Genomic DNA, 19854 nt, shown 5'->3' with positions numbered 1-19854 from the left:
GCTCCTAGACTCGCCGGCGTGGAGACCGTCGTGACCGACCCCGTGGTCGGCCTCGTCCTCGAGGGGCGCTACCGCCTGGAGGAGCGTCTGGCACGTGGCGGCATGTCCACCGTCTACGCCGCCACCGACCTGCGCCTGCACCGCACCGTGGCGGTCAAGGTGATGGCCGAGCACCTGGCGCACGACCCCGCCTTCGTCGACCGGTTCACCCGGGAGGCCCGGGCCACCGCGATGCTCAGCCACGTCAACGTGGTCTCGGTCAGCGACCAGGGCAGCGACCAGGGGCTGGTCTACCTGGTCATGGAGCTGGTCCGCGGCCGCACGCTGCGCGACCTGCTGCAGGCGCGCGGCCGGCTGACCGTGGGCGAGGCGTTCGCCGTCCTGGAGCCGGTGCTGGCCGGGCTGACCGCGGCCCACCGGGCCGGGATCGCGCACCGCGACGTCAAGCCGGAGAACGTCCTCATCTCCACCGACGGCCAGGTCAAGGTCGCCGACTTCGGGCTCGCCCGCGCGGTGGCCGGTACCGGACAGACCAGCCACACCGGCGGCGTGCTCATCGGCACGGTCGCCTACCTCTCCCCCGAGCAGCTCGAACGCGGCCGCAGCGACGCCCGCAGCGACGTCTACGCCGCCGGGGTGATGCTCTACGAGCTGCTCACCGGCCATCCGCCCTACGCCGGCGACACCCCGCTGGCGGTCGCCTACCAGCACGTCCATCACGACGTGCCGGTGCCCTCGGGCGAGGTGCCGACGGTGCCGTGGCAGGTCGACGAGCTGGTCACCCGGACCACCCGGCGCGACCCGGCCGCCCGGCCGCTGGACGCCGGCGCCTTCCTGGCCGAGCTGACCGACCTGCGCGCCGACCTGGGTCTGGCCCGCGTCCCGGTGCCCACCGGCCTGCCGGCCGACAACCCGGCCACGCTCCGCCCGACCAACCGCCCGACCGCACCCCGCCCCCGCCAGCCCAGCGCGCCGGGCGGGCGGGCCGGCGACCCGCACACCGAGGTGATCGGCGGTCCGGTGGACCGCGGCCGGGGCACCACGGTGCTGCCGGGCATGGGCCCCGGCCCGACCACCGCCGTGGGCAGCGCGCGCCCCGGCATCGGCGCGCGCCCACCCGTCGCCCGCCCCGGGGTGCCCCCGCACATCCGCCGTCGCCGTGCCCAGCTGGGCATCGCGGTGGTGCTGCTGCTCGCGGTGACCATCGGCGCGATCGGCTGGTGGCTGGGCGTGGGGCGCTGGACGGAGGTGCCCGACCTGCTCAACAAGGACCAGGACACCGCGGTCGGCCTGCTGCAGGAGGCCGGCCTGGACCCGGTGCTGACCGAGGAGCAGTTCAGCGAGACCGTCGCACCCGGTGCGGTCATCACCGCCGAGCCCGCCGCGGGCGAGGCGATCCGCGGCTCGGACGTGGAACTCGTCGTCTCCAAGGGACCGGAGCGGTTCGCCGTCGACCCGGCGCTGGCCGGCCAGCCCGCCGACACCGTCCTCGCCCAGCTGCAGACCCAGTTCCCCGACCTGGCCTTCAGCACCGAGGAGGACTACAGCGACGACGTCGACTTGGGCAACGTGATCCGCTTCGACCCCGCGCCGGGCACGGAGCTCAAGCGCGGTGACACCGTCACCGTCGTGGTCTCCTCCGGCCGGGCGCCGGTCGCGGTGCCCAACGTCGTCGGCCAGAGCCCGGACGCCGCCGAGAGCAACCTGGAGCAGCTGGGCTTCACCGTCGAGCGGGCCACCGGTCGCAGCGCCGACGTCGCCACCGGCGCGGTCATGGCGGTCAGCCCCGGGCCTGGTGCGGGCGCACGGCCCTACGGCAGCCCGGTGACGATCACGGTGTCCGAGGGCCTGCCGCAGGTGGCGGTCCCCGACGTCACCGGCAAGAGCCGCGAGGAGGCGATCGCCACCCTCGAGGAGGCCGGCCTGGAGGCCGAGGTCACCCAGTTCTTCGGCAACCAGGTGCTGCGGCAGACCCCCGGGGCCGGCGAGGTCGTCGACCTGGGCTCGTCGGTCACCATCCTGGTGACGTTCGGGTGAGCGACGTCCGGGTGACCTGCACGCCGTGACCTCATCTCCTGCCGTGCTGCCCGCGATCGGGGCGCACATCCAGATCAAGGGCGGCCTGGCCAAGGGCGGGCTCCCCTACGCCGACGCCGTGGGCGCGCGCGCCGTCCAGGTGTTCGTCGGGAACCCGCGCGGCTGGCGGCCCAGCGCGGGCGACCCGGCGCAGGACGCCGCGTTCACCGCCGGGTGCGCCGAGCGCGGGGTGCCCTCCTTCGTGCACACGCCGTTCCTGGTGAACGTCGGTTCCCCGAACGAGGCGACGGTCGACCAGTCGATCGCGACGATCCGGCACAACCTCGCCCGGGCCACCCAGCTCGGGTGCGCCGGGGTCGTGGTGCACGCCGGCTCGGCGGTCGGCGCCGACCGGTACGAGGCGGCACTGGCCCAGCTGCACGAGCGGCTGCTGCCGGTGCTCGACGAGCTCCCCGAGGGCGCACCCCGCCTGCTGATCGAGCCGACCGCCGGCGGGGGCAGGTCCCTGGCGGCCACCGTCGAGGACCTGGGCCCCTACCTGGCCGCCCTGGACCACCACCCCGCCGTCGGGGTCTGCTTCGACACCTGTCACGCCTGGGCCGCCGGGCACGACCTGGCCACCCCGGGCGGGATGGCGGCCACCCTGGACGCACTGGAGGCCGTCGTCGGCCCGGGCCGGCTGGGGCTCGTGCACGCCAACGACTCCCTCGACGGCTGCGGTTCCACCCGCGACCGGCACACCACCATCGGGGCCGGCTCGATCGGTGCCGCACCGTTCGCCGAGCTGCTCACCCATCCGACGATGGCCGGCGTCCCGGTGGTCGTGGAGACCCCCAGTGCCGACGACGGCCACGCCAAGGACATCGCGCTGCTCTGCGACCTGCGCGACGGCGCTCTCGTCCCGGGCTGACCCGCCCCTGCCGCGACTCGCCCGAGTGGCGGGAAACGCCGTCCGCAATCGATTCCACGGCCGGGTGCCTTCCGCCGGTGCGACCGAGTGGCTTCACTCTCCGTGTCGCAGTCGCAGCTGAATGCGATGACCTGGACCGAGGAGAACCGCCGTGCACATCCGCAGGACCCTGGCCACCGCCGCCGTCGCCGCCCTCAGCCTCACCGGCGTCGGCCTCACGAGCGGGACCGCCGCCGCCGCCCCGGGCGATGCGGCGACCTACATCGTCAGCCTCGCCCCCGGTTCGGTGCCGGCCTCCGTCGCCGCCCTGGCCACCTCTCGGCTGGGCGGCCACGTGGAGCACGTCTACACCGCGGCGCTGGACGGCTTCGCGGTCACGCTGCGCCCCGAGGTCGCCGCCCGGCTCGCCACGCTCCCCGGGGTCGCCGCCGTCGAGCGGGACGCCCCGGTGCAGCTCGAGGCCACCCAGTCCAGCGCGACGTGGGGCCTGGACCGCACCGACCAGCGGGACCTGCCGCTCAGCGGGTCCTACAGCTGGGACGCCACCGGCGCAGGCGTCACCGCCTACGTCATCGACACCGGCATCCGGCTCGCGCACCGCGATCTCGGTGGCCGTGCGGTCTCCGGCTACGACGCGGTGGACGGCGGGCGGGCCGACGACTGCAACGGGCACGGCACGCACGTCGCAGGCACCGTCGGGGGCTCGCGGTACGGGGTGGCCAAGGGAGTGCGGCTGGTCGCCGTCCGGGTGCTGGACTGCGCCGGCAGCGGCACCACCGCCGGCGTCATCGCCGGCATCGACTGGGTCACCGCCCACCACGGGGCGGGCGCGCCGGCGGTGGCCAACATGAGCCTGGGCGGCGGCGCCAGCAGCGCGCTGGACGAGGCCGTGGAGCGGTCCATCGCCGACGGGGTCAGCTACGCCGTCGCGGCCGGGAACGGCGATGCCGCGGGTGTCCCGCAGGACGCCTGCGCCGGCTCGCCGTCCCGGGTGGACGCCGCCCTCACCGTCGGCGCCACCGACCGTTCCGACGCACCGGCCTCGTTCAGCAACTACGGCGCCTGTGTCGACCTCTTCGCACCGGGCGTGGGCATCACCAGCGCGTGGCACACCTCGAACACGGCCACCAGCACGATCAGCGGGACGTCGATGGCCACCCCGCACGTGGCCGGCGTCGCGGCGCTGTACCTGCAGGGCGACCCTGCGGCCTCCCCGGCCACGGTGGCCGGCGCGATCACCGCGGCGAGCACCAAGGACCGGGTGGCGACGACGCGCACCCAGGACAACGACCTGTTGTTCAGCACCTGGTGAGCCGTGGCCGGCCGGGTCGTCCGCTCGCACGGGCGACCCGGCCGGGTACGACCTCGCGCTAGACGACCAGGCTCAGCACCCAGGCGATGGCGAAGCCGACCACCCCGATCAGCGTCTCCATCACCGTCCAGGTCTTCAGGGTCGTCTTCACGTCCATCTCCAGGAACCGGCCGACCAGCCAGAACCCGGAGTCGTTGACGTGCGACAGCACGGTGGCGCCACAGGCGATCGCGATGACCACCAGCGCGGTGTCCAGCCGGGACAGGTCGTTCTCCGCGACCGCCGGGGCGATCAGCGCGGCGGTGGTCAGCAGCGCCACCGTCGCCGAGCCCTGGGCGACCCGCAGGCAGGTCGCGATGACGAAGGCCGCGACGATCACCGGCAGGCCGATGGTCTCCAGGCTGTCGGCCAGCGCGGTGCCGATGCCGCTGGCGCGCAGCACCCCGCCGAACATGCCGCCGGCACCGGTGATCAGGATGATCGCCGCGACCGGACCGATCGAGGAGTTGAGCAGGTCCTCGGTCTCCGAGCGGGAGAACCGCTCGCGGCTGAGCACCGTGGCGGCGACCAGCAGCGTGATGAGCAGCGCCACCGGTGTCTGGCCGAGCAGGGTCACCCAGTCCAGCCAGCCGGCCTCGCCGTCGATCGCCCCGGCCGTGGCCAGGGTGTTGAAGCCGGTGTTGAGCAGGATCAGCACCAGCGGGAGGAGCAACAGGGCCAGCACGGTGCTGAACTTCGGCGGCGCGGTCCGGGTGTCCGTCGACGTCGCCCTGCCGGCGGCGACGGTGGCGCCGCCACCCGTGCCGGCCGTGCCACCCGGGCCACCGCCGTCCGGGCCGGCGGCGTCGTCCACGTCGGTGTCGACCCGGGGGTCGTCGGCCTCGGACTTGCGGCCGGCCAGGGTGGACGGGATCGGGACCATGACCTGCCGGCCGATCCACTTGCTGAACAGGTAGCAGGAGATGAACCAGGTGGGCAGGCCGATGACCAGGCCGACGACGACCAGGAGCCCGATGTCGGCGCCCAGGATGTCACCGGCGCCGACCGGGCCCGGGTGCGGCGGGACGAAGGCGTGCATGACCGCGAAGGCACCCGCCGAGGGCAGGGCGTAGAGCAGCACCGACCCGCCGAACCTGCGGGCGACGCTGAAGATGATCGGCAGGAAGACGACGAAGCCGGCGTCGAAGAAGATCGGGAAACCGAACAGCAGCGACGCGACGCCCAGCGCGAGGGGCGCTCGTTTCTCACCGAACCGGTTGATCAGCGAGTCCGCCAGCACGGTGGCGCCGCCGGTGACCTCGAGCAGTTTGCCGATCATCGCGCCGAGCCCGACGAGCAGCGCGACGGCGGCCAGGGTCGAGCCGAACCCGGCCAGCAGCGTGTCGATGACGTCCCCGATGGGGATGCCGGTCGCCAGCGCGGTCAGCAGGCTGACCAGGACCAACGCCACGAAGGCGTGCACCTTGAACTTCATGATCAGGACGAGCAGCACGGCAACGGCACCCACGGCGATCAGCAACAGCGGTGCGGTGCCCAGGGCGGGTTCGACTTCTGGCACGGGGGACCTCTTCGAGTCGACGGCGGCGCGGACTCGACCGCGGGCGCGGACGAGGGGACCACTGTGACAGCGGTGATCACCTTCGCGCGAGTGCTCCCCGGGTGTCGGGCGGGCCCGACTGCGGCATCATCGGCCCGGCGGCCGGTGGGCTGCGATCCGGGGAGGTGTGCGATGTCCCGAGCCGGGCGACGGCTGCGCCGGGCGGTGAACCCGGTCTCGACCGGCTTCTCCCGGTGGTGGTGCCACAGCGCGCTGCGCCGTGCGCTCCTCCGCCGGCAGGAGCGCCAGGTCAGCCGGCGAGGTCGCCGATCACCTGGGTGAGCACCTTGGCCGCCCGCTCGACGCCGTCCCGGTCGACGTCCAGGTGGGTCACCAGCCGGACCCGCCGGGCGCTGACCTGACCGACCAGCACCCCCTGGGCCTTGGCCGCCTCGGCCACGGCCGGGGCCGGGACGTCGTCGACGACCACCATGTTCGTCTCCACCGTCGCCGGGTCGACGCCGAGGCGCTCGGCGAGCAGGCGGGCGTGCTCGTGGTCGGTGGCCAACCGGTCGAGGTGGTGGTCCAGCGCGTAGGAGGCAGCCGCAGCGAGCACCCCGACCTGGCGCATGCCGCCGCCCAGCCGCTTGCGCCACAGCCGGGCCGCGGCGATCCGCTCGGCGCTGGCGACCAGCACCGAGCCGATGGGGGCGCCCAGCCCCTTGGACAGGCAGACCGACGCGGTGTCGGCCAGCCGCCCGTAGGTGGCCAGCGGGACGCCGCTGGCGACGGAGGCGTTGAACACCCGGGCGCCGTCCAGGTGCACGTTCACCCCGGCGGTGCGGGACCAGGCGAACAGGCGCTCCAGCTCGGCGAGGGGCTGCACCAGCCCGCCGCCGCGGTTGTGGGTGTTCTCCACGGCGATCGCGGCCGTCGCGGTGAGGTGCCAGTCGCCGTGCGGGCGCACCTGGGCGATCAGCTGGTCGGCCGACAGTCGGCCCCCCTCGGAGACGACGGTGCGGGACGAGAGCCCGAACAGCGCCGCCGCGGCCCCCATCTCGTAGGTGAGGACGTGCGCGTCGGCGTCCCCGAGCACCTCCTGGCCGGGCTCGCAGACCAGCCGCAGGCCGATCTGGTTGCCCATCGTCCCGGACGGCACGAACAACGCGGCCTCGTGACCGAACAGCTCGGCGACCCGCGCCTCCAGCGCGTTGACCGTCGGGTCCTCGCGGTAGACGTCGTCGCCCACCTCCGCCTCGGCCATCGCCCGGCGCATCGCCGGGGTCGGCCGGGTGAGCGTGTCCGAGCGCAGGTCCACGACGTCCCCGCGGGTGGCGGGGCCGTCGGTGTCGATGCCGTACATCAGCTGCGCAGCATCTCGGTGACCAGGAACGCCAGTTCCAGCGACTGACCGGTGTTCAGCCGCGGGTCGCAGGCCGTCTCGTACCGACTGTTCAGGTCGGCGTCGCTGATCTCCATGGCGCCGCCCAGGCACTCGGTGACGTCCTCACCGGTGAGCTCGACGTGGATGCCCCCGGGCCAGGTGCCCAGCCCGCGGTGCACGTCGAAGAAGCCCAGCACCTCGTCGACCACCCGGTCGAAGTGCCGGGTCTTGTACCCGCTGGGCGACTCGTGGGTGTTCCCGTGCATCGGGTCGCACTGCCACACCACCTGGTGGCCGCTGGCGGTGACCTTCTCCACGATCCCGGGCAGGACGTCGCGGACCTTGCCGTTGCCCATCCGGCTGATCAGCGTGAGCCGGCCGGGGACGCCGTCGGGGTCGAGCCGCTCGACCAGCTCGGTGGCCTGCTCGGGCGTGGTCCCGGGGCCGATCTTCACCCCGATCGGGTTCGCCAGCTTGGAGACGAACTCGATGTGCGCGCCGTCCATCTGCCGGGTGCGCTCGCCGACCCAGACGAAGTGCGCGCTCAGCGCGTACGGGCGCCCCTCGTACATCCGCAGCAGGGCGCGCTCGTAGTCCAGGATCAGCGCCTCGTGGCTGCTGTAGAGCTCCACCCCGCGCAGCGCCGCGTCGTCGATGCCGCAGGCCTTCATGAAGGCCAGCGCCCGGTCGATCTCCTGGGCGATGACCTCGTAGCGGACGCCGGCCGGCGAGCTGGCGACGAAGTCCTTGTTCCAGTCGTGCACGGCGTGCAGGTCGGCCAGCCCGCCCCGGGCGTAGGCACGGATCATGTTCATCGCCGCCGCCGAGTTGGCGTAGGCGCGCACCAGCCGGTTCGGGTCGGGGATCCGCTCCGCCAGCACCGGGTTGAGCGAGTTGACCATGTCGCCGCGGTAGGACGGCAGCCCGAGCGCGTCGGTGTTGGACGAGCGCGGCTTCGCGTACTGCCCCGCCACCCGGCCCACCTTGACCACCGGCACGCTCGCCCCGTAGGTGAGGACGACGGCCATCTGCAGCAGCGTGCGCGTGGTCGCCTGCAGGTGCGGCTCGGTGTTCAGGTCGAACGTCTCGGCGCAGTCGCCCCCCTGCAGCAGGAAGGCCTTGCCCTGGGCGACGTCGGCCAGCTGCTGGCGCAGGGTGTCGACCTCGGCCGGTGCCACGATGGGCGGCACGCTCGACAGGGTCGACAGCACGGCGTCGACGGCGGCCCGGTCCGGCCACTCCGGCTGCTGGGCGGCGGGCAGTCCCCGCCACCGGTCCAGGTCCGGCAGGAGCTCGGCGGGTTCAGGGAGGCTCACCCCCTGAGGGTACGGCGCACCGCTCCCCCGCCGGTTGTCCCGTCCGGCTGGTGGGACGCCTCTGCTGTCCCACCGGTACCGAAGATCGACTCGACTGCCGATGACCTGCGGGAGGCGGGGATCTCTCCCGTCCGGGGAAGCGGGCCAGGGAGCACACGTGCGCAGGGGCATCAGGACGAAGGTGGTGGCGCTGGCTGTGGCCAGCGTCACCGTGACAGCGGCGGCCATGCTCGGGGTGAGCGCCTGGCAGAGCGGCGAGTTCGCCGACGACGCCAAGGCCGACGTCCGCGAGATGGTGCAGCACAGCATCGAGCAGACCGCCGACGGCGTGTACGACGTCGTCTCCAGCCAGGGCGACTCGGTCGCCGCGGCCGTCGACAACGACCTGGAGGTCGCCGGCTACGTGCTCGAGCAGGCCGGCGGGTTCGGGCTCGGTTCTGCCACCCGCAACACCGTCGCCTGGGACGCGAAGAACCAGGTGACGGGTCAGGTCGTCCCGGTCGCGCTTCCCCGCGTCCAGGTCGGCGGGACGTGGCTGGGCAAGAACGCCGACGTCGCGGCGCCCACCCCGGTCGTGGACCAGGTGCAGGAGCTGGTCGGCGGCACCGCGACGGTCTTCCAGCGGATGAACCCGGCTGGGGACATGCTCCGCGTCGCGACGAACGTGGTCAGCGCCACCGGCGCCCGGGCGATCGGCACCTACATCCCCGCGGTCGGCGCGGGCGGGGCGCCCAACCCCGTCGTCTCGGCCGTGCTCAGCGGACAGACCTACCGCGGGACGGCGTTCGTCGTCGACTCCTGGTACGTCACCGCCTACGAGCCGCTGCTCGACGAGGCCGGTCAGGTCGTCGGCATGCTCTACGTGGGCGTGAAGCAGGAGAACCTGCCCGCCCTGCGGGAGAGCCTGCAGACCACCGCTGCCGGTGAGAACGGCACGGTCTGGGCCCTCGGTGGCACCGGGGACCGGGCCGGCACCGTCCTGATCAGCAAGGACGGGCAGGCCGAGGGCACCTCCCTGCTGGAGGCGCAGGACGCCGACGGCAAGCCCTGGATCCAGGAGCTGGTGGCGGCCGCCGTCGGGCTGGAGCCGGGTGAGCAGGCGACGGTCCGGTACCGCGACCCCGAGACCGGCTCGCACACGGTGCAGGTCAGCTACTACGCGCCCTGGGACTGGGTGCTGGTGGTCGACGCGCAGGACAGCGACTTCGCCGCCGCCGTCGACCGGCTCGACGAGGGCCGTTCCGCCATGTTCGACGCGCTGGTGGTCTCCGCCGTGCTGGTCGGTCTCGCCGGCCTGGCGCTCGCCTGGTGGCTGGGCCGGCGGCTGACCGCGCCGCTGGACGCACTGCGGCAGCGGATGGCCGAGATCGCCGACGGCGAGGGCGACCTGACCCAGCGGGTCGACGACTCGGCCCAGGACGAGGTCGGCGAGCTCGCCGGCGCCTTCAACCGGTTCGTCGACAAGGTGGCCGGCACCATCCGCGACATCGGCACCGCCGCCGGGTCGCTCGCGGTCTCCGCCTCCGGCGTGGCCCGGGTGGCCGACGGGCTGAGCGAGCGGGCCAGCCGCAGCCGGGACCAGGCCCGGCACGCCCACCAGGCGGCCTCGGACATCAGCTCCGGGGTCACCTCGGCGGCCGCCGGTGCCGAGCAGATGGGCTCGGCGATCCGGGAGATCGCCCGCAGCGCCAGCGACGCCAGCCATGTCGGTCAGGGTGCGGTCGAGCTGGCCGCCAGCACCGAGACGGCGATCGCGGCGCTGGGCACCAGCTCGCGGGAGATCAGCGACGTGGTCAAGGTCATCTCGGCGGTCGCCGAGCAGACCAACCTGCTGGCGCTCAACGCGACGATCGAGGCGGCCCGCGCGGGTGAGGCCGGCAAGGGCTTCGCCGTCGTCGCCACCGAGGTCAAGGAGCTGGCCCAGGAGTCCTCGCGGGCCAGCGAGGAGATCCACAAGCGGGTGCAGTCGATCCAGGCCGACACCACCGCCGCGGTCGGTTCGATCAGTCAGATCGTCGCGGTCATCCGGGAGATGAACGACCACCAGACCACCATCGCCAGCGCGGTGGAGGAGCAGACGGCGGTCACCAACGAGCTGTCCCGCAGCGTCAACTCGGTGGCCGACGGGGCCAGCTCGGTGACCGACACGATGAACGACGTCACCACCGACGCCGACCGCACGGCCGCCGACGTCGACTCCGCCCGCACCGCTGCCCGGGAGCTGGACGAGCTCTCCGGGGAGCTGAACCGACTGATCAACGTCTTCACGGTCTGAGCCTGAGGGCCGCCGGCGGTGATCGGCCGCCGGCGGCCCTCAGCCCGCCGGGCCCCGCTCCCGGCGCAGGTGCGGCCCGGGGTCGGCCGGTCCGCCGTCCTCCAGCCACTGCGCCATGGCGGCCGGGTCGCGGCGGAGGAGCTCGTCCAGGACGAGACCACGGACCCGCACGAGAGCGGCCCGCTCCTGCGGGTCCGTCGTCGCCTGCAGCGGTGGGCCCGTGGCCCGCCACTCCCGGATGAGCGCCTCCGTGGGCAGCACGCCGACGAAGTCGCGCAACGCCGCCACCCGCCGCGGGTCCGACACCGAGAGCGGCGCGGAGTCCCAGTCGGCGATCCACATCCCGGCCACGGTCGCGGCCAGCAGGATCATCGCGATCACCAGCCATGCGCCCGACGGCCCCAGCAGCGCGACACCGCCGGAGAAGGGCACGGTGAGAGCCGCAGCGGCGAAGGCCCCCACCACGGCCCGCCGGGCGCGCGGCTGCACCGGGAAGCCCGGGTTGACCAGGCCGGCGACGACGGCGGCGAAGGCGCCGACCAGTGGCGCCAGCAGCAGCATCCGCGGGACGGGGGTCACCACAGCCCCGGGCAGGGCGATCCCCACGTACAGGACGGCCAGCAGCAGTCGCAGCACCCGGGCGACCCGGGTCCAGGTGGCGTCGCTGTCTCCGGGGTGCGTGGACACGGCAGCCTCCTCGGGCCACGGGCGAGGCCGGCCCCGCCGCCTGCTGACGATGGCCCGTCCGCCCGGGGGTCGCACCGGCTGGACCGGGCACCGTCCCGCGGTCCCTGGTTGCCGGTTCCCGGCAACCAGGGACCGCCAGGGCCCTCAGTCGGCGACCAGCCGGCGCCCGGGCCAGCCGAGCATCCGCGCCCCGGTCACGGCCACCAGCAGCGGCAGGTGGTCGGCCGGGTCGCTGGCGTCGTGTCCGGTGAGCGTGTGCACCCGTTCGATCCGGTAGCTCACCGCCCGCACGCTCAGGTGCAGGTCCCGGGCCGTGGCCGCGGTGTTCCCGCCGGTGGCGAAGTAGGCAGCCAGCGTGCGCACCAGGGGCTCCGCCCCGCCGCGGGCGCCGACCAGCGGGCCGAGCACGGTCTGCACCAGGTCGGCCATGGCCGCCTCGTCGCGCAGCAGCACCCGGTAGACCAGCAGGTCGCGCGCGTGGACGACGGGCTGCGGCAGGTCCAGCCGGGCCGCCAGGTCCAGCGCGTCGAGTGCCTCCCGGTAGGAGTGCAACACCCCGCGTGGCCCGGCGTGCGGACGCCCGACCCCCACCCGCCACGAGGACCGGTGGGTCAGCCGCGCGACAGCCCGGCCGACCACCTCGGTCAGCTCCGGTGGGTCGATCGCCTCGGCCGCGCTGCCGTCGTCGGACGGCGAGGACAGCATGCACACCAGCCGCCCGTCCTTCGCGGCGACGAGCAGGCCCCGCCCCGCGGCGCGGGCCCGGACCGCCGCCTCGACCGCACCGGCCACGTGCATGCCCGAGTCGATCGGTCGGTCGGTCGCGGCCACGAGGACCACGTGGGTCGCGGTGAGCGAGAGGCCGAACGGCTCGGCCCGTTCGACCAGTGACCCGACCTCGGACCCGCCGCTGAACAGGTCGTCGACGAACTCGCGCCGGTAGGCCTCCTCCCGGCGCACCACCTCGTGCTGGGCGTCGAGGTAGCCGCTGGCCAGGGCGGCCAGCGCGGTGTCCGCAGCGCGCCAGACGGCCTCGCCGATGCCGACCAGCTCCGTCGGCCGCACCGGCCGCGACCGCACCTGCCCCAGCAGCGCGGGAAGCTCGGGCCACAGCCGCCGGGACGCCGTCATGTAGAGGTCGACCAGCGCCGGCAACGGCACCCCGGCCCGGGCCCCCTCCCCACCCAGCCGGCAGCAGGAGTCCTCCTCGGCGGCGCTGAGCCGGCGACCGGTCCGCGCCACGGCCAGGACCGCCGGCAGGTAGCCGTCCAGCAGCCCCACCGGCGCACCGTGCTCGCCGGCGGCCGCGCGGGCGATCCGGGCCAGCGCCTCGTCCGGCGTCGCTGCTGCCTCCACCCGGACCAGTGTCGCGCCCCGAGCAGGTCAGCGGGCCGCCGCGCGACCTCCGGCCGCCTCGATCACCTGCCAACGGGTCAGGTTGTACCGGGCGTCCACCAGCGCGTCGTGGGTGCCGGTCGGCTTGGGAGGCAGCGTGGGCCGGCCGGCGTCGTCCCAGCGCTGGCGCAGCTCGCGGGTGAACCGCGGGATCGGTCGCGGCAACGCCGGCATCGCACCCCACAGCTGGGCCAGCGCGACGTGGTCGTAGGCGGCGAACCAGGCCCACAGCTCGATCTCCTCACCGGGGGCGGTGAGGAAGGACAGCAGGTCCTCCCGGATCCGCTCCCGGCTGCGCCACGCCTTGTCCGCCGGGGACGGCAGCTGGTCCAGCACGTTGCGGCGCACCCACGGGATCGCCCGGTCCGGGTCGAACTCGGTGCTGACGGCGTAGAACTCCCGGCCGGTCTCGTCGACCACGCCGATCGACACCAGGTCGATCGTGGTGCCGTCCTCGATGAACTCGGTGTCGTAGAAGTACCGCCGCACGCTCACCGGCACACCGTAGGCGCCGGCCCACCGGCGTCGACTCAGACCGGGGTGACCGGGGCCGCGGCCTCGTCCCCGCGCACCGCCGCGGCAGCGCGCTGCCGGCGGCGATCCAGCCAGGTCATGACCGGCGTGGCGGCCATCCCGTGCACGGTCACCGACACCAGGACGACGAGGACCGTCACCCGCCACAGCTGCTCGGCGCCGGCGAACTCGGCCTGGCTCAGGCCGTAGGCGAGGTAGTAGAGCGACCCGATGCCGCGGACCCCGAAGAAGGAGATGGCGCTGCGCTCACGCGGACCGGTGCGTCCGCGCAGCAGCCCCAGCCAGCCCGCCAGTGGCCGGACGACGAGCACCAGGACCACGGCCAGCCCCACCTCGGCTCCGCTCAGGCCGGCCAGCGCCCCCCGGGCCACTGCGCCGCCCAGCAGGACGAGGACGACGACGGTCAGCAGGCGTTCCAGCTGCTCGACGTAGGTGTGCAGCACCTGGTGGTGGCCGTGCGCCCGTTCCGCGGCCCGGATCGTGCAGGCGCAGACGAAGACGGCGACGAAGCCGTAGCCCTCGATGAGCTCGGCGATGCCGTAGGCGAGGAAGACGATGGCGAGCGCGACGAACCCCTCGGCCCGTTCGACGAGCCCGGCTCGCCTCCGCCCGGCCGAGAAGAACATCGCACGCAGAGCCCAGCCCACCCCGACGCCCACGGCGACACCGGCGGCGATCCGCCAGACGAGGTCGACCAGGAGCCACTGCCCCAGCCAGTTCGACGGCGCAGCACCCAGGGTGGCCATGGCGACCGCGGCGTAGGTGAACGGGAAGGCCAGCCCGTCGTTGAGGCCGGCTTCCGACGTCAGCGCGAAGCGCGCTTCGTCCTCGCTCTCCGTCTCACCGGTCGGCTCGTCCACCTGGACCTCGGTGGCGAGCACCGGGTCGGTGGGGGCCAGCGCAGCGGCCAGCAGCACCGCAGCGGCCGCCCCCAGCCCGAGCAGCCAGCCGCCGAGCAGCGCCGTGGCCATGACGGTCAGCGGCATGGTGATGCCGAGCAGTCGCCAGGTGGTCGACCAGCGCCGCCATCCCAGGCGCCGGTCCAGCGCCAGCCCGGCGCCCAGCAACGAGACGATCACGCACGCCTCGGTGAGGTGGACGGCGACCAGCTCGTGCTCCAGCGGGTCCGGGGTGGGCAGCCGGTCGACGGCGGCGAAGACGACGACCCCGATGGCCACGACCACCATCGGCAGCGAGACCGGCAGCCGGCGGAGCAGTCGGGGCAGCAGGGCGGTCAGCAGGGCCGCTGCCCCGGCGACGGCGTAGGCCAGGCCGGTGGGGTCCATCCCCGGTCAGCGGGCGGCCGGGCGCCGCAGCGCCGGGGCGTCAGGGCAGGAGCACATCGGCTTGCTCTTCCCGGGTCGGCGTCCGGCGACACCACCGGCCGTGTCCAGCGAACGCGCTGGCCCGGTCGGCTTCCCGCGGCTGATGCCCTGGTGCGGTGCTCAGCCGGCGAGCGAGCTCGGCAGCCGGTCGGCGGCCTCGTGCGGCGGGGGCTGCAGCCGGGACACGGCCTCGGTGGCGGTGATGCCGGTGGTGTCCATCGACTTCTTCACCTTGGCGCCGTAGAGGTCGACGTACTCCTGGCCGGAGAGCTCCATGATCTCGTACATGATCTCGTCGGTGATCGACCGCTCGACGAAGCGGTCGCCGGAGAGACCGTCGTAGCGGGAGAAGTCCAGCGGCTCCCCGAACCGCACGACGACCCGCAGCAGGTGCTTGCTGAGCCGGCGGCCCAGGCTGCCCGGCAGGGGCACCGAGCGCGGCTCGTAGACCATCGCGACCGGGATCACGGGCGCACCGGTCTCCAGGGTCATCCGGGCGATGCCGGTCTTCCCCCGGAACAGCCGGCCGTCGGGCGACCGGGTGCCCTCCGGGTAGATCCCGAGCAGCTTGCCCCGGCTGAGGATGCGGATGCCGGTGCGGATCGCGTCCTCGGCCGCGGAGGCGTTGGTCCGGTCGATCGGCACCTGGCCGCTGCCGCCGAAGAACAGCCGCTGCGCGGCCCCCTTGGGCCCGGTGCCGGTGAAGTACTCGGCCTTGGCCAGGAAGGTGACCCGCCGGTGCAGCGACAGCGGCATGAAGATCCAGTCCGCCGCGGACAGGTGGTTGCTGGCGATGATCGCCGCACCGGTCGCCGGCACGTGCTCGACGCCTTCGACGCGCGGCCGGAACACGAGCTTGACGATCGGCCCGACGGCCACGAACTTGAGGAACCAGTAGAACAACGCGCCTCCCTCAGCGACTGTCAGACTAAGGAGGCGCACAACACCGCCACAATCCCAGCCGCCGCCGCACGGCCACTCACCGCCCCGGAGGACCGATGCCGCAGGTCGCACCGCAGGCCGGGCCGCTCATGCCCGGCGCCGACCCGTTCGACCTGCCGGGCGGACCGGTCGGGGTCCTGCTGTGCCACGGGTTCACCAGCACGCCGCAGAGCCTGCGCCTGTGGGGCGAGCACCTGGCGGCCGCCGGCTTCACCGTGCGTTGCCCGCTGCTGCCCGGCCACGGCACCCGCTGGCAGGACGCCAACGCCAGCACCGAGGAGGACTGGTACCAGGAGCTGTCCGCGGCGCTGGACGACCTGCGTGCCCGTTGCGGCTCGGTGGTGGTGGCCGGCCTGTCGATGGGCGGTGCCCTGGCGCTGCGGCTGGCCCAGCGGCGTCCGGACGACGTCGCCGCCCTGGTGCTGGTCAACCCCTCCCTGCTCACCGAACGACGCGACGCCCGGCTGCTGCCGCTGCTGGCCCGGCTCACCCCGGCCTGGGCGCCGGTCGCCGGCGACATCAAGAAGCCGGGGTCGGTGGAGCTGGCCTACCCGCGGCTGCCCACCCGGGCCGCGCTGGCACTCCGCCGGCTGTGGACCGCCGTCCGCGCCGACCTGGGCGCCGTGCGGGCTCCGCTGCTGGTGTTCCGCAGCGTCACCGACCACGTCGTGGAACCCGCCTCCACCCGGGTGCTGCTGGCCGGCGTCGGCAGCACCGACACCACCGAGGTGCTGCTGCACGACAGCTGGCACGTGGCGACCCTGGACAACGACGCGACGATGCTCTTCACCCGGTCGGTGGAGTGGATCCGGGAGCGCGTGCCCGCCGCCCGGGAGCGCAGCTCGTGACCCTGCCCCGCGGTCCGGGCCGCGGCCGGGGCCGCCGGGACAACGGGTTGGACGCCACGCTGTGGCACCCGCTGCGCGACGTCGACCCGCGGGTGGGTGAGCACCTGCTCGACCTGCTGGCCGCGGCGGGGATCGCCGCCTACCTCGAGCCGGCCACCGACGTGCAGCCCTACACCCGCAGCGTCTCCTTCCCCAGCCCGCCCTCGGACCGGTTGTTCGTCGACCGCGCCCGGCGCACCGAGGCCGCCGCCGTCGTCGACCCGCACACCGACGAGCCGGCCGCGCCCCGACCGATGCCGGCCCGGTCGGAACGGGCCACCGACGAGGACGCCGAGTTCGCCCGGATCGTCGCCGCGTTCGAGGCCGAGCACGGCCGCAACGTCGTGGCCGCCGAACCACGCGACGACCCGCCCCCGCCGCCGGCCGAGCGGTCGGTGCTGGAGGCCTTCGACGACCACTACGAGCCGCCCCCGCCCCCACCGCTGCCGGTCCTCGCGCCGGCCTCGCTGTACGCGCTGCTGCTGATCGTCCTCGGCGCCGTGCTCCTCGTCGCCCCGACCCGGGTCGGCCTGTCGCTGGACCTGGGCCTCGTGCTCGGGGTGGCCGCGGTGGTCGGCGGCGTCGGGGTGCTCGTGTCCCGGATGCGCGACCGCGACGACCGTGACGGGGACGACGGCGCCGTCGTCTGACGAGGGACCCCGCTGGCCCCACGCCTCGCGAGCCCACGGCGGACGGCGCTCCCCGGCCGCTCGAGCCGATAGCGTCACGGGGATGAGCTCCCCCTCCTCGACGCACTCCGCCGTCGTCACCCTGACCGGTCACCTGATGGACACCGGGATCCTCGCCCGGGTGCTCGACGACGTCCTCGAGTACGGCGGTGACTACCGGATCGACCGCCTGGACCTGGGCCGCCAGCACCAGGACGAGTCCCGGGCGCTGGTCGAGGTCAGCGCGAGCGAGCCCGAGCTGCTGGACCGGATCCTGATGCGGGTGCAGGTGCACGGGGCCAACGCCGTCGACCCCGGGACGGCGACGACCCGGCCCGCCCCCTCCGACGGCGTCTTCCCGGAGGACTTCTACTCGACCACCAACCTGGAGACCCTGGTCCGGCTGGACCGGGACTGGCTGCGGGTACAGCGGCCGGAGATGGACTGCGGTCTGGTCGTGACCGACGGACCGGTCGTGCGGACCGTTCCGGTCAGCGACGTCCGGGCCGGGGACGCCGTGGTCTGCGGCGCCCACGGCGTGCGGGTGGAGCTGCCGCCGCAGGCCCCCCGCGGCGACGAGGACGACTTCGGCTTCATGTCCTCCTCGGTCTCCAGCGAGAAGCCCCAGGCGCTCCTGGTCCGCCAGATCGCCGAGCGGATGCGGGAGGTCAAGGCCGCCGGGAAGCGGGTGCTGTGGGTCGGCGGCCCGGCGGTGGTCCACACCGGTGCCGCGCCCGCGATGGTCCGGCTGGTGCAGGCCGGCTACGTCGACGTGCTCTTCGCCGGGAACGCGCTCGCGACCCACGACATCGAGTCCTCGCTCTTCGGCACCTCGCTCGGGGTCGACCTGGCCAAGGGCTCCGGCGTGCCGCACGGCCACGAGCACCACATCCGGGCGATCAACACCATCCGGGCAGCCGGGTCGATCGCCGCGGCGGTGGAGACCGGCGTCCTCACCGGCGGGGTCATGCACGCGATGGTGCAGGCGGGGAAGCCGTTCGTGCTGGTCGGGTCGGTGCGCGACGACGGCCCGCTGCCCGACGTCATCACCGACGTCATCGACGGTCAGCGGGCGATGCGCGCCGAGCTGCCGGACGTCGGCTTCGCGATCATGGTCGCCACGATGCTGCACTCGATCGCCACCGGGAACATCCTCCCGGCGTCGGTGCCGCTGGTGTGCGTGGACATCAACCCGGCGACGGTGACCAAGCTGGCCGACCGGGGCAGCGCCCAGGCGATGGGCATCGTCACCGACATCGGCCTGTTCCTGGAGCAGCTGGCCCGCGAGCTCGCCCCCGAGTGAGCACCCGGCAGCGGGGCCGCCGGCCCCGCTGCCGGCCCTGGCTGCTGCTCCCCGCCGTCGGACCTGCTGCTACTCCTCGCCGTCGGCCACGGCGCGGCGGACCAGGTCGGCGGCGCCGACCATCCCGGCCTGCGCGCCCAGCTCGGCGGCCACCACCCGCGGCCCCGGCCGGAACCCGCGACCGGGCAGGGCCCGCTCCAGGCGCTCCCGGGCCGGCGCCAGCACCGTCTCGCCCAGCACGCTCACCCCGCCGCCGATCACCACCACGTCCGGGTCGAGGATCGCCGAGAGGTCGGCGATCCCCTGCCCCAGCCAGGTGCCGACCTCGCACAGCAGCTCGATCGCCAGCGGGTCGCCGTCGGCCGCGGCCTGCGCCACCACCTCACCGGTGATCCGCGCGGCGTTGCCGTCCACCCGGTCGAGCAGGTCGGCCGCGGCCGCCGGGGAGTTGTCGGCCACCTCCCGCGCGGTGTGGCCCAGCGCGTTCCCGCTGGCGTACTGCTCCCAGCACCCGCGGTTGCCGCAGGCGCACAGCCGGCCGTCGGGCACCACGCGCATGTGGCCCCACTCGCCGGCCACGCCGTGCGAGCCCCGCTGCAGCCGGCCGTCGACGACGATGCCGCCGCCGATCCCGGTGCCCAGGGTGATCATCAGCATCAGGCTGCTGCCGCGGGCCGCGCCGTAGCGGTACTCGGCCCAGGCCGCCGCGTCGGCGTCGTTGCCCACCCAGAGCGGGCGCTGCAGCCGGTCGGCGAGGTCCTTGCGCAGCGCCTGGTTGCGCCAGGCCAGGTGCGGGCTGAACAGCACGGTGTCCCCGGTGCGGTCGAACCAGCCGGCGGCGCCGACGCCCACGCCGACCAGTGGGTCGCCGTGCCGCTGCGCGAGCTCGTCGACCACCGCCGTGATCGCGTCCTCGGTGGCGGTCACCGACTTCCCGGGGGTGGCCCGGCGGGCGGTGTCCAGGATCGTGCCGTCGGGGGCGACGACACCGCCGGCGACCTTGGTGCCGCCGATGTCGATGCCCAGTGCGGGCAACTGGGCGGCCCGGCCGGTCGTGGTCGGGCCGTGGCCCTGCAGGTCGGGGACGGTCATGCGACGTCGATCCGCTGGACAGGGGCGGGGGCCGGGTGGGTCACGGTCTCCTCGGGAGGGGCTGGTGCGTCCGCGGCGCGGACGTCGGGGGCAGGGGCCTCGGGCGCGGCAGCGCTGCCGTCCGGGTACTGGTGGGCCGCGTGGGCACGGTTCTGCTGGGCCGCTTGGGCGCAGTTCTGCTGGGCCGCTTGGGCGCAGTTCTGCTGGGCCGCTTGGGCGCAGTTCTGCTGGGCCGCTTGGGCGCAGTTCT

17 protein-coding genes are annotated in these 19854 nt (G+C 74.4%); 7 read left to right on the top strand and 10 right to left on the bottom strand.

The genetic code is table 11. From position 1 onward, the window contains the following. Window positions 1-18 precede the first annotated feature (18 nt). The 3 genes from O2W18_RS18950 to O2W18_RS18940 all read left to right on the top strand — a co-directional run bounded on the left by O2W18_RS18950 (window position 19) and on the right by O2W18_RS18940 (window position 4259). Window positions 19-2037 carry a Stk1 family PASTA domain-containing Ser/Thr kinase gene (locus O2W18_RS18950; RefSeq protein ID WP_269188992.1) on the top strand — a complete coding sequence of 673 codons (2019 nt, stop codon included), beginning with the start codon at window positions 19-21 and terminating at the stop codon, window positions 2035-2037. A 25-nt stretch (window positions 2038-2062) separates the two neighbouring features. Next, window positions 2063-2947: a deoxyribonuclease IV gene (locus O2W18_RS18945; RefSeq protein WP_269188991.1), complete on the top strand. Its 885-nt coding sequence runs from the start codon at window positions 2063-2065 to the stop codon at window positions 2945-2947. 151 nt (window positions 2948-3098) lie between these two features. Then, window positions 3099-4259: a S8 family peptidase gene (locus O2W18_RS18940; RefSeq protein ID WP_269188990.1), complete on the top strand. Its 1161-nt coding sequence runs from the start codon at window positions 3099-3101 to the stop codon at window positions 4257-4259. A gap of 58 nt (window positions 4260-4317) precedes the next feature. Here O2W18_RS18940 and O2W18_RS18935 read toward each other — a convergent pair whose 3' ends face one another. The 3 genes from O2W18_RS18935 to O2W18_RS18925 form a co-directional block, all read right to left on the bottom strand. Further along, window positions 4318-5817: a GntP family permease gene (locus tag O2W18_RS18935; RefSeq protein ID WP_269188989.1), complete on the bottom strand. Its 1500-nt coding sequence runs from the start codon at window positions 5815-5817 to the stop codon at window positions 4318-4320. Window positions 5818-6106: 289 nt separating this feature from the next. Further along, window positions 6107-7159, bottom strand: coding sequence for a threonine aldolase family protein (locus O2W18_RS18930; RefSeq protein ID WP_269188988.1), 1053 nt, complete (start codon window positions 7157-7159; stop codon window positions 6107-6109). Then, the gene (locus tag O2W18_RS18925; protein WP_269188987.1) at window positions 7159-8496 is read right to left on the bottom strand and encodes a class II 3-deoxy-7-phosphoheptulonate synthase; all 1338 of its coding nucleotides are present in this window, start codon (window positions 8494-8496) and stop codon (window positions 7159-7161) included. Before O2W18_RS18925 ends, O2W18_RS18930 begins: the two co-directional genes overlap by 1 nt. Window positions 8497-8653: 157 nt before the next feature. On the opposite strand from O2W18_RS18925, the gene O2W18_RS18920 reads away from it, so the two are divergent. Then, complete coding sequence (locus tag O2W18_RS18920) at window positions 8654-10771, top strand: methyl-accepting chemotaxis protein (RefSeq protein WP_269188986.1); 2118 nt, start codon at window positions 8654-8656, stop codon at window positions 10769-10771. 39 nt (window positions 10772-10810) lie between these two features. On the opposite strand, the gene O2W18_RS18915 is transcribed toward O2W18_RS18920, so the two are convergent. From O2W18_RS18915 to O2W18_RS18895, 5 genes are all read right to left on the bottom strand, one after another. Beyond that, the gene (locus O2W18_RS18915) at window positions 10811-11458 is read right to left on the bottom strand and encodes a hypothetical protein (RefSeq protein WP_269188985.1); all 648 of its coding nucleotides are present in this window, start codon (window positions 11456-11458) and stop codon (window positions 10811-10813) included. 144 nt (window positions 11459-11602) lie between these two features. Continuing rightward, on the bottom strand, window positions 11603-12814 hold the full coding sequence (locus tag O2W18_RS18910; RefSeq protein ID WP_269188984.1) for a PucR family transcriptional regulator: 1212 nt from the start codon (window positions 12812-12814) through the stop codon (window positions 11603-11605). 27 nt (window positions 12815-12841) lie between these two features. Next, entirely contained in the window at window positions 12842-13348 is a 507-nt protein-coding gene (locus O2W18_RS18905; RefSeq protein WP_269188983.1) for a polyadenylate-specific 3'-exoribonuclease AS, read from the bottom strand. Window positions 13349-13383: 35 nt separating this feature from the next. Continuing rightward, on the bottom strand, window positions 13384-14673 hold the full coding sequence (locus O2W18_RS18900; protein WP_269188982.1) for a cation:proton antiporter domain-containing protein: 1290 nt from the start codon (window positions 14671-14673) through the stop codon (window positions 13384-13386). 159 nt (window positions 14674-14832) lie between these two features. Further along, window positions 14833-15615, bottom strand: a complete 783-nt coding sequence (locus tag O2W18_RS18895) for a lysophospholipid acyltransferase family protein (protein WP_269188981.1) — start codon at window positions 15613-15615, stop codon at window positions 14833-14835. Between the two features lie 95 nt (window positions 15616-15710). Between O2W18_RS18895 and O2W18_RS18890 the strand changes: the two genes are divergently transcribed. The 3 genes from O2W18_RS18890 (at window position 15711) to O2W18_RS18880 (ending at window position 18512) form a co-directional block, all read left to right on the top strand. Then, window positions 15711-16502, top strand: coding sequence for an alpha/beta hydrolase (locus O2W18_RS18890; RefSeq protein WP_269188980.1), 792 nt, complete (start codon window positions 15711-15713; stop codon window positions 16500-16502). After that, complete coding sequence (locus O2W18_RS18885) at window positions 16499-17191, top strand: hypothetical protein (RefSeq protein ID WP_269188979.1); 693 nt, start codon at window positions 16499-16501, stop codon at window positions 17189-17191. Before O2W18_RS18890 ends, O2W18_RS18885 begins: the two co-directional genes overlap by 4 nt. An 82-nt stretch (window positions 17192-17273) precedes the next feature. Then, window positions 17274-18512, top strand: coding sequence for an ornithine cyclodeaminase (locus tag O2W18_RS18880; protein WP_269188978.1), 1239 nt, complete (start codon window positions 17274-17276; stop codon window positions 18510-18512). Between the two features lie 69 nt (window positions 18513-18581). On the opposite strand, the gene O2W18_RS18875 is transcribed toward O2W18_RS18880, so the two are convergent. Both O2W18_RS18875 and O2W18_RS18870 read right to left on the bottom strand, forming a co-directional pair. Further along, a complete protein-coding gene (locus O2W18_RS18875; protein WP_269188977.1) occupies window positions 18582-19604 on the bottom strand; it encodes an ROK family glucokinase in 1023 nt (340 codons plus the stop codon). Continuing rightward, window positions 19601-19854: hypothetical protein (locus O2W18_RS18870; RefSeq protein WP_442929151.1), on the bottom strand; the 254-nt coding region annotated here is incomplete at its 5' end. The genes O2W18_RS18870 and O2W18_RS18875, both read right to left, overlap by 4 nt.

The organism is Modestobacter sp. VKM Ac-2983 (genome assembly GCF_026967885.1).
Taxonomy (GTDB): Bacteria; Actinomycetota; Actinomycetes; order Mycobacteriales; family Geodermatophilaceae; genus Modestobacter.
This window is presented reverse-complemented; position numbering and strand designations above follow the sequence as displayed.

Bases quoted from the DNA above. Each gene is read 5' to 3' on its own strand.
- O2W18_RS18930 (WP_269188988.1), bottom strand. From the start codon at position 7,159: ATGTACGGCATCGACACCGACGGCCCCGCCACCCGCGGGGACGTCGTG.
- O2W18_RS18900 (WP_269188982.1), bottom strand. From the start codon at position 14,673: ATGGACCCCACCGGCCTGGCCTACGCCGTCGCCGGGGCAGCGGCCCTG.
- O2W18_RS18890 (WP_269188980.1), top strand. From the start codon at position 15,711: ATGCCGCAGGTCGCACCGCAGGCCGGGCCGCTCATGCCCGGCGCCGAC.
- O2W18_RS18880 (WP_269188978.1), top strand. From the start codon at position 17,274: ATGAGCTCCCCCTCCTCGACGCACTCCGCCGTCGTCACCCTGACCGGT.
- O2W18_RS18875 (WP_269188977.1), bottom strand. From the start codon at position 19,604: ATGACCGTCCCCGACCTGCAGGGCCACGGCCCGACCACGACCGGCCGG.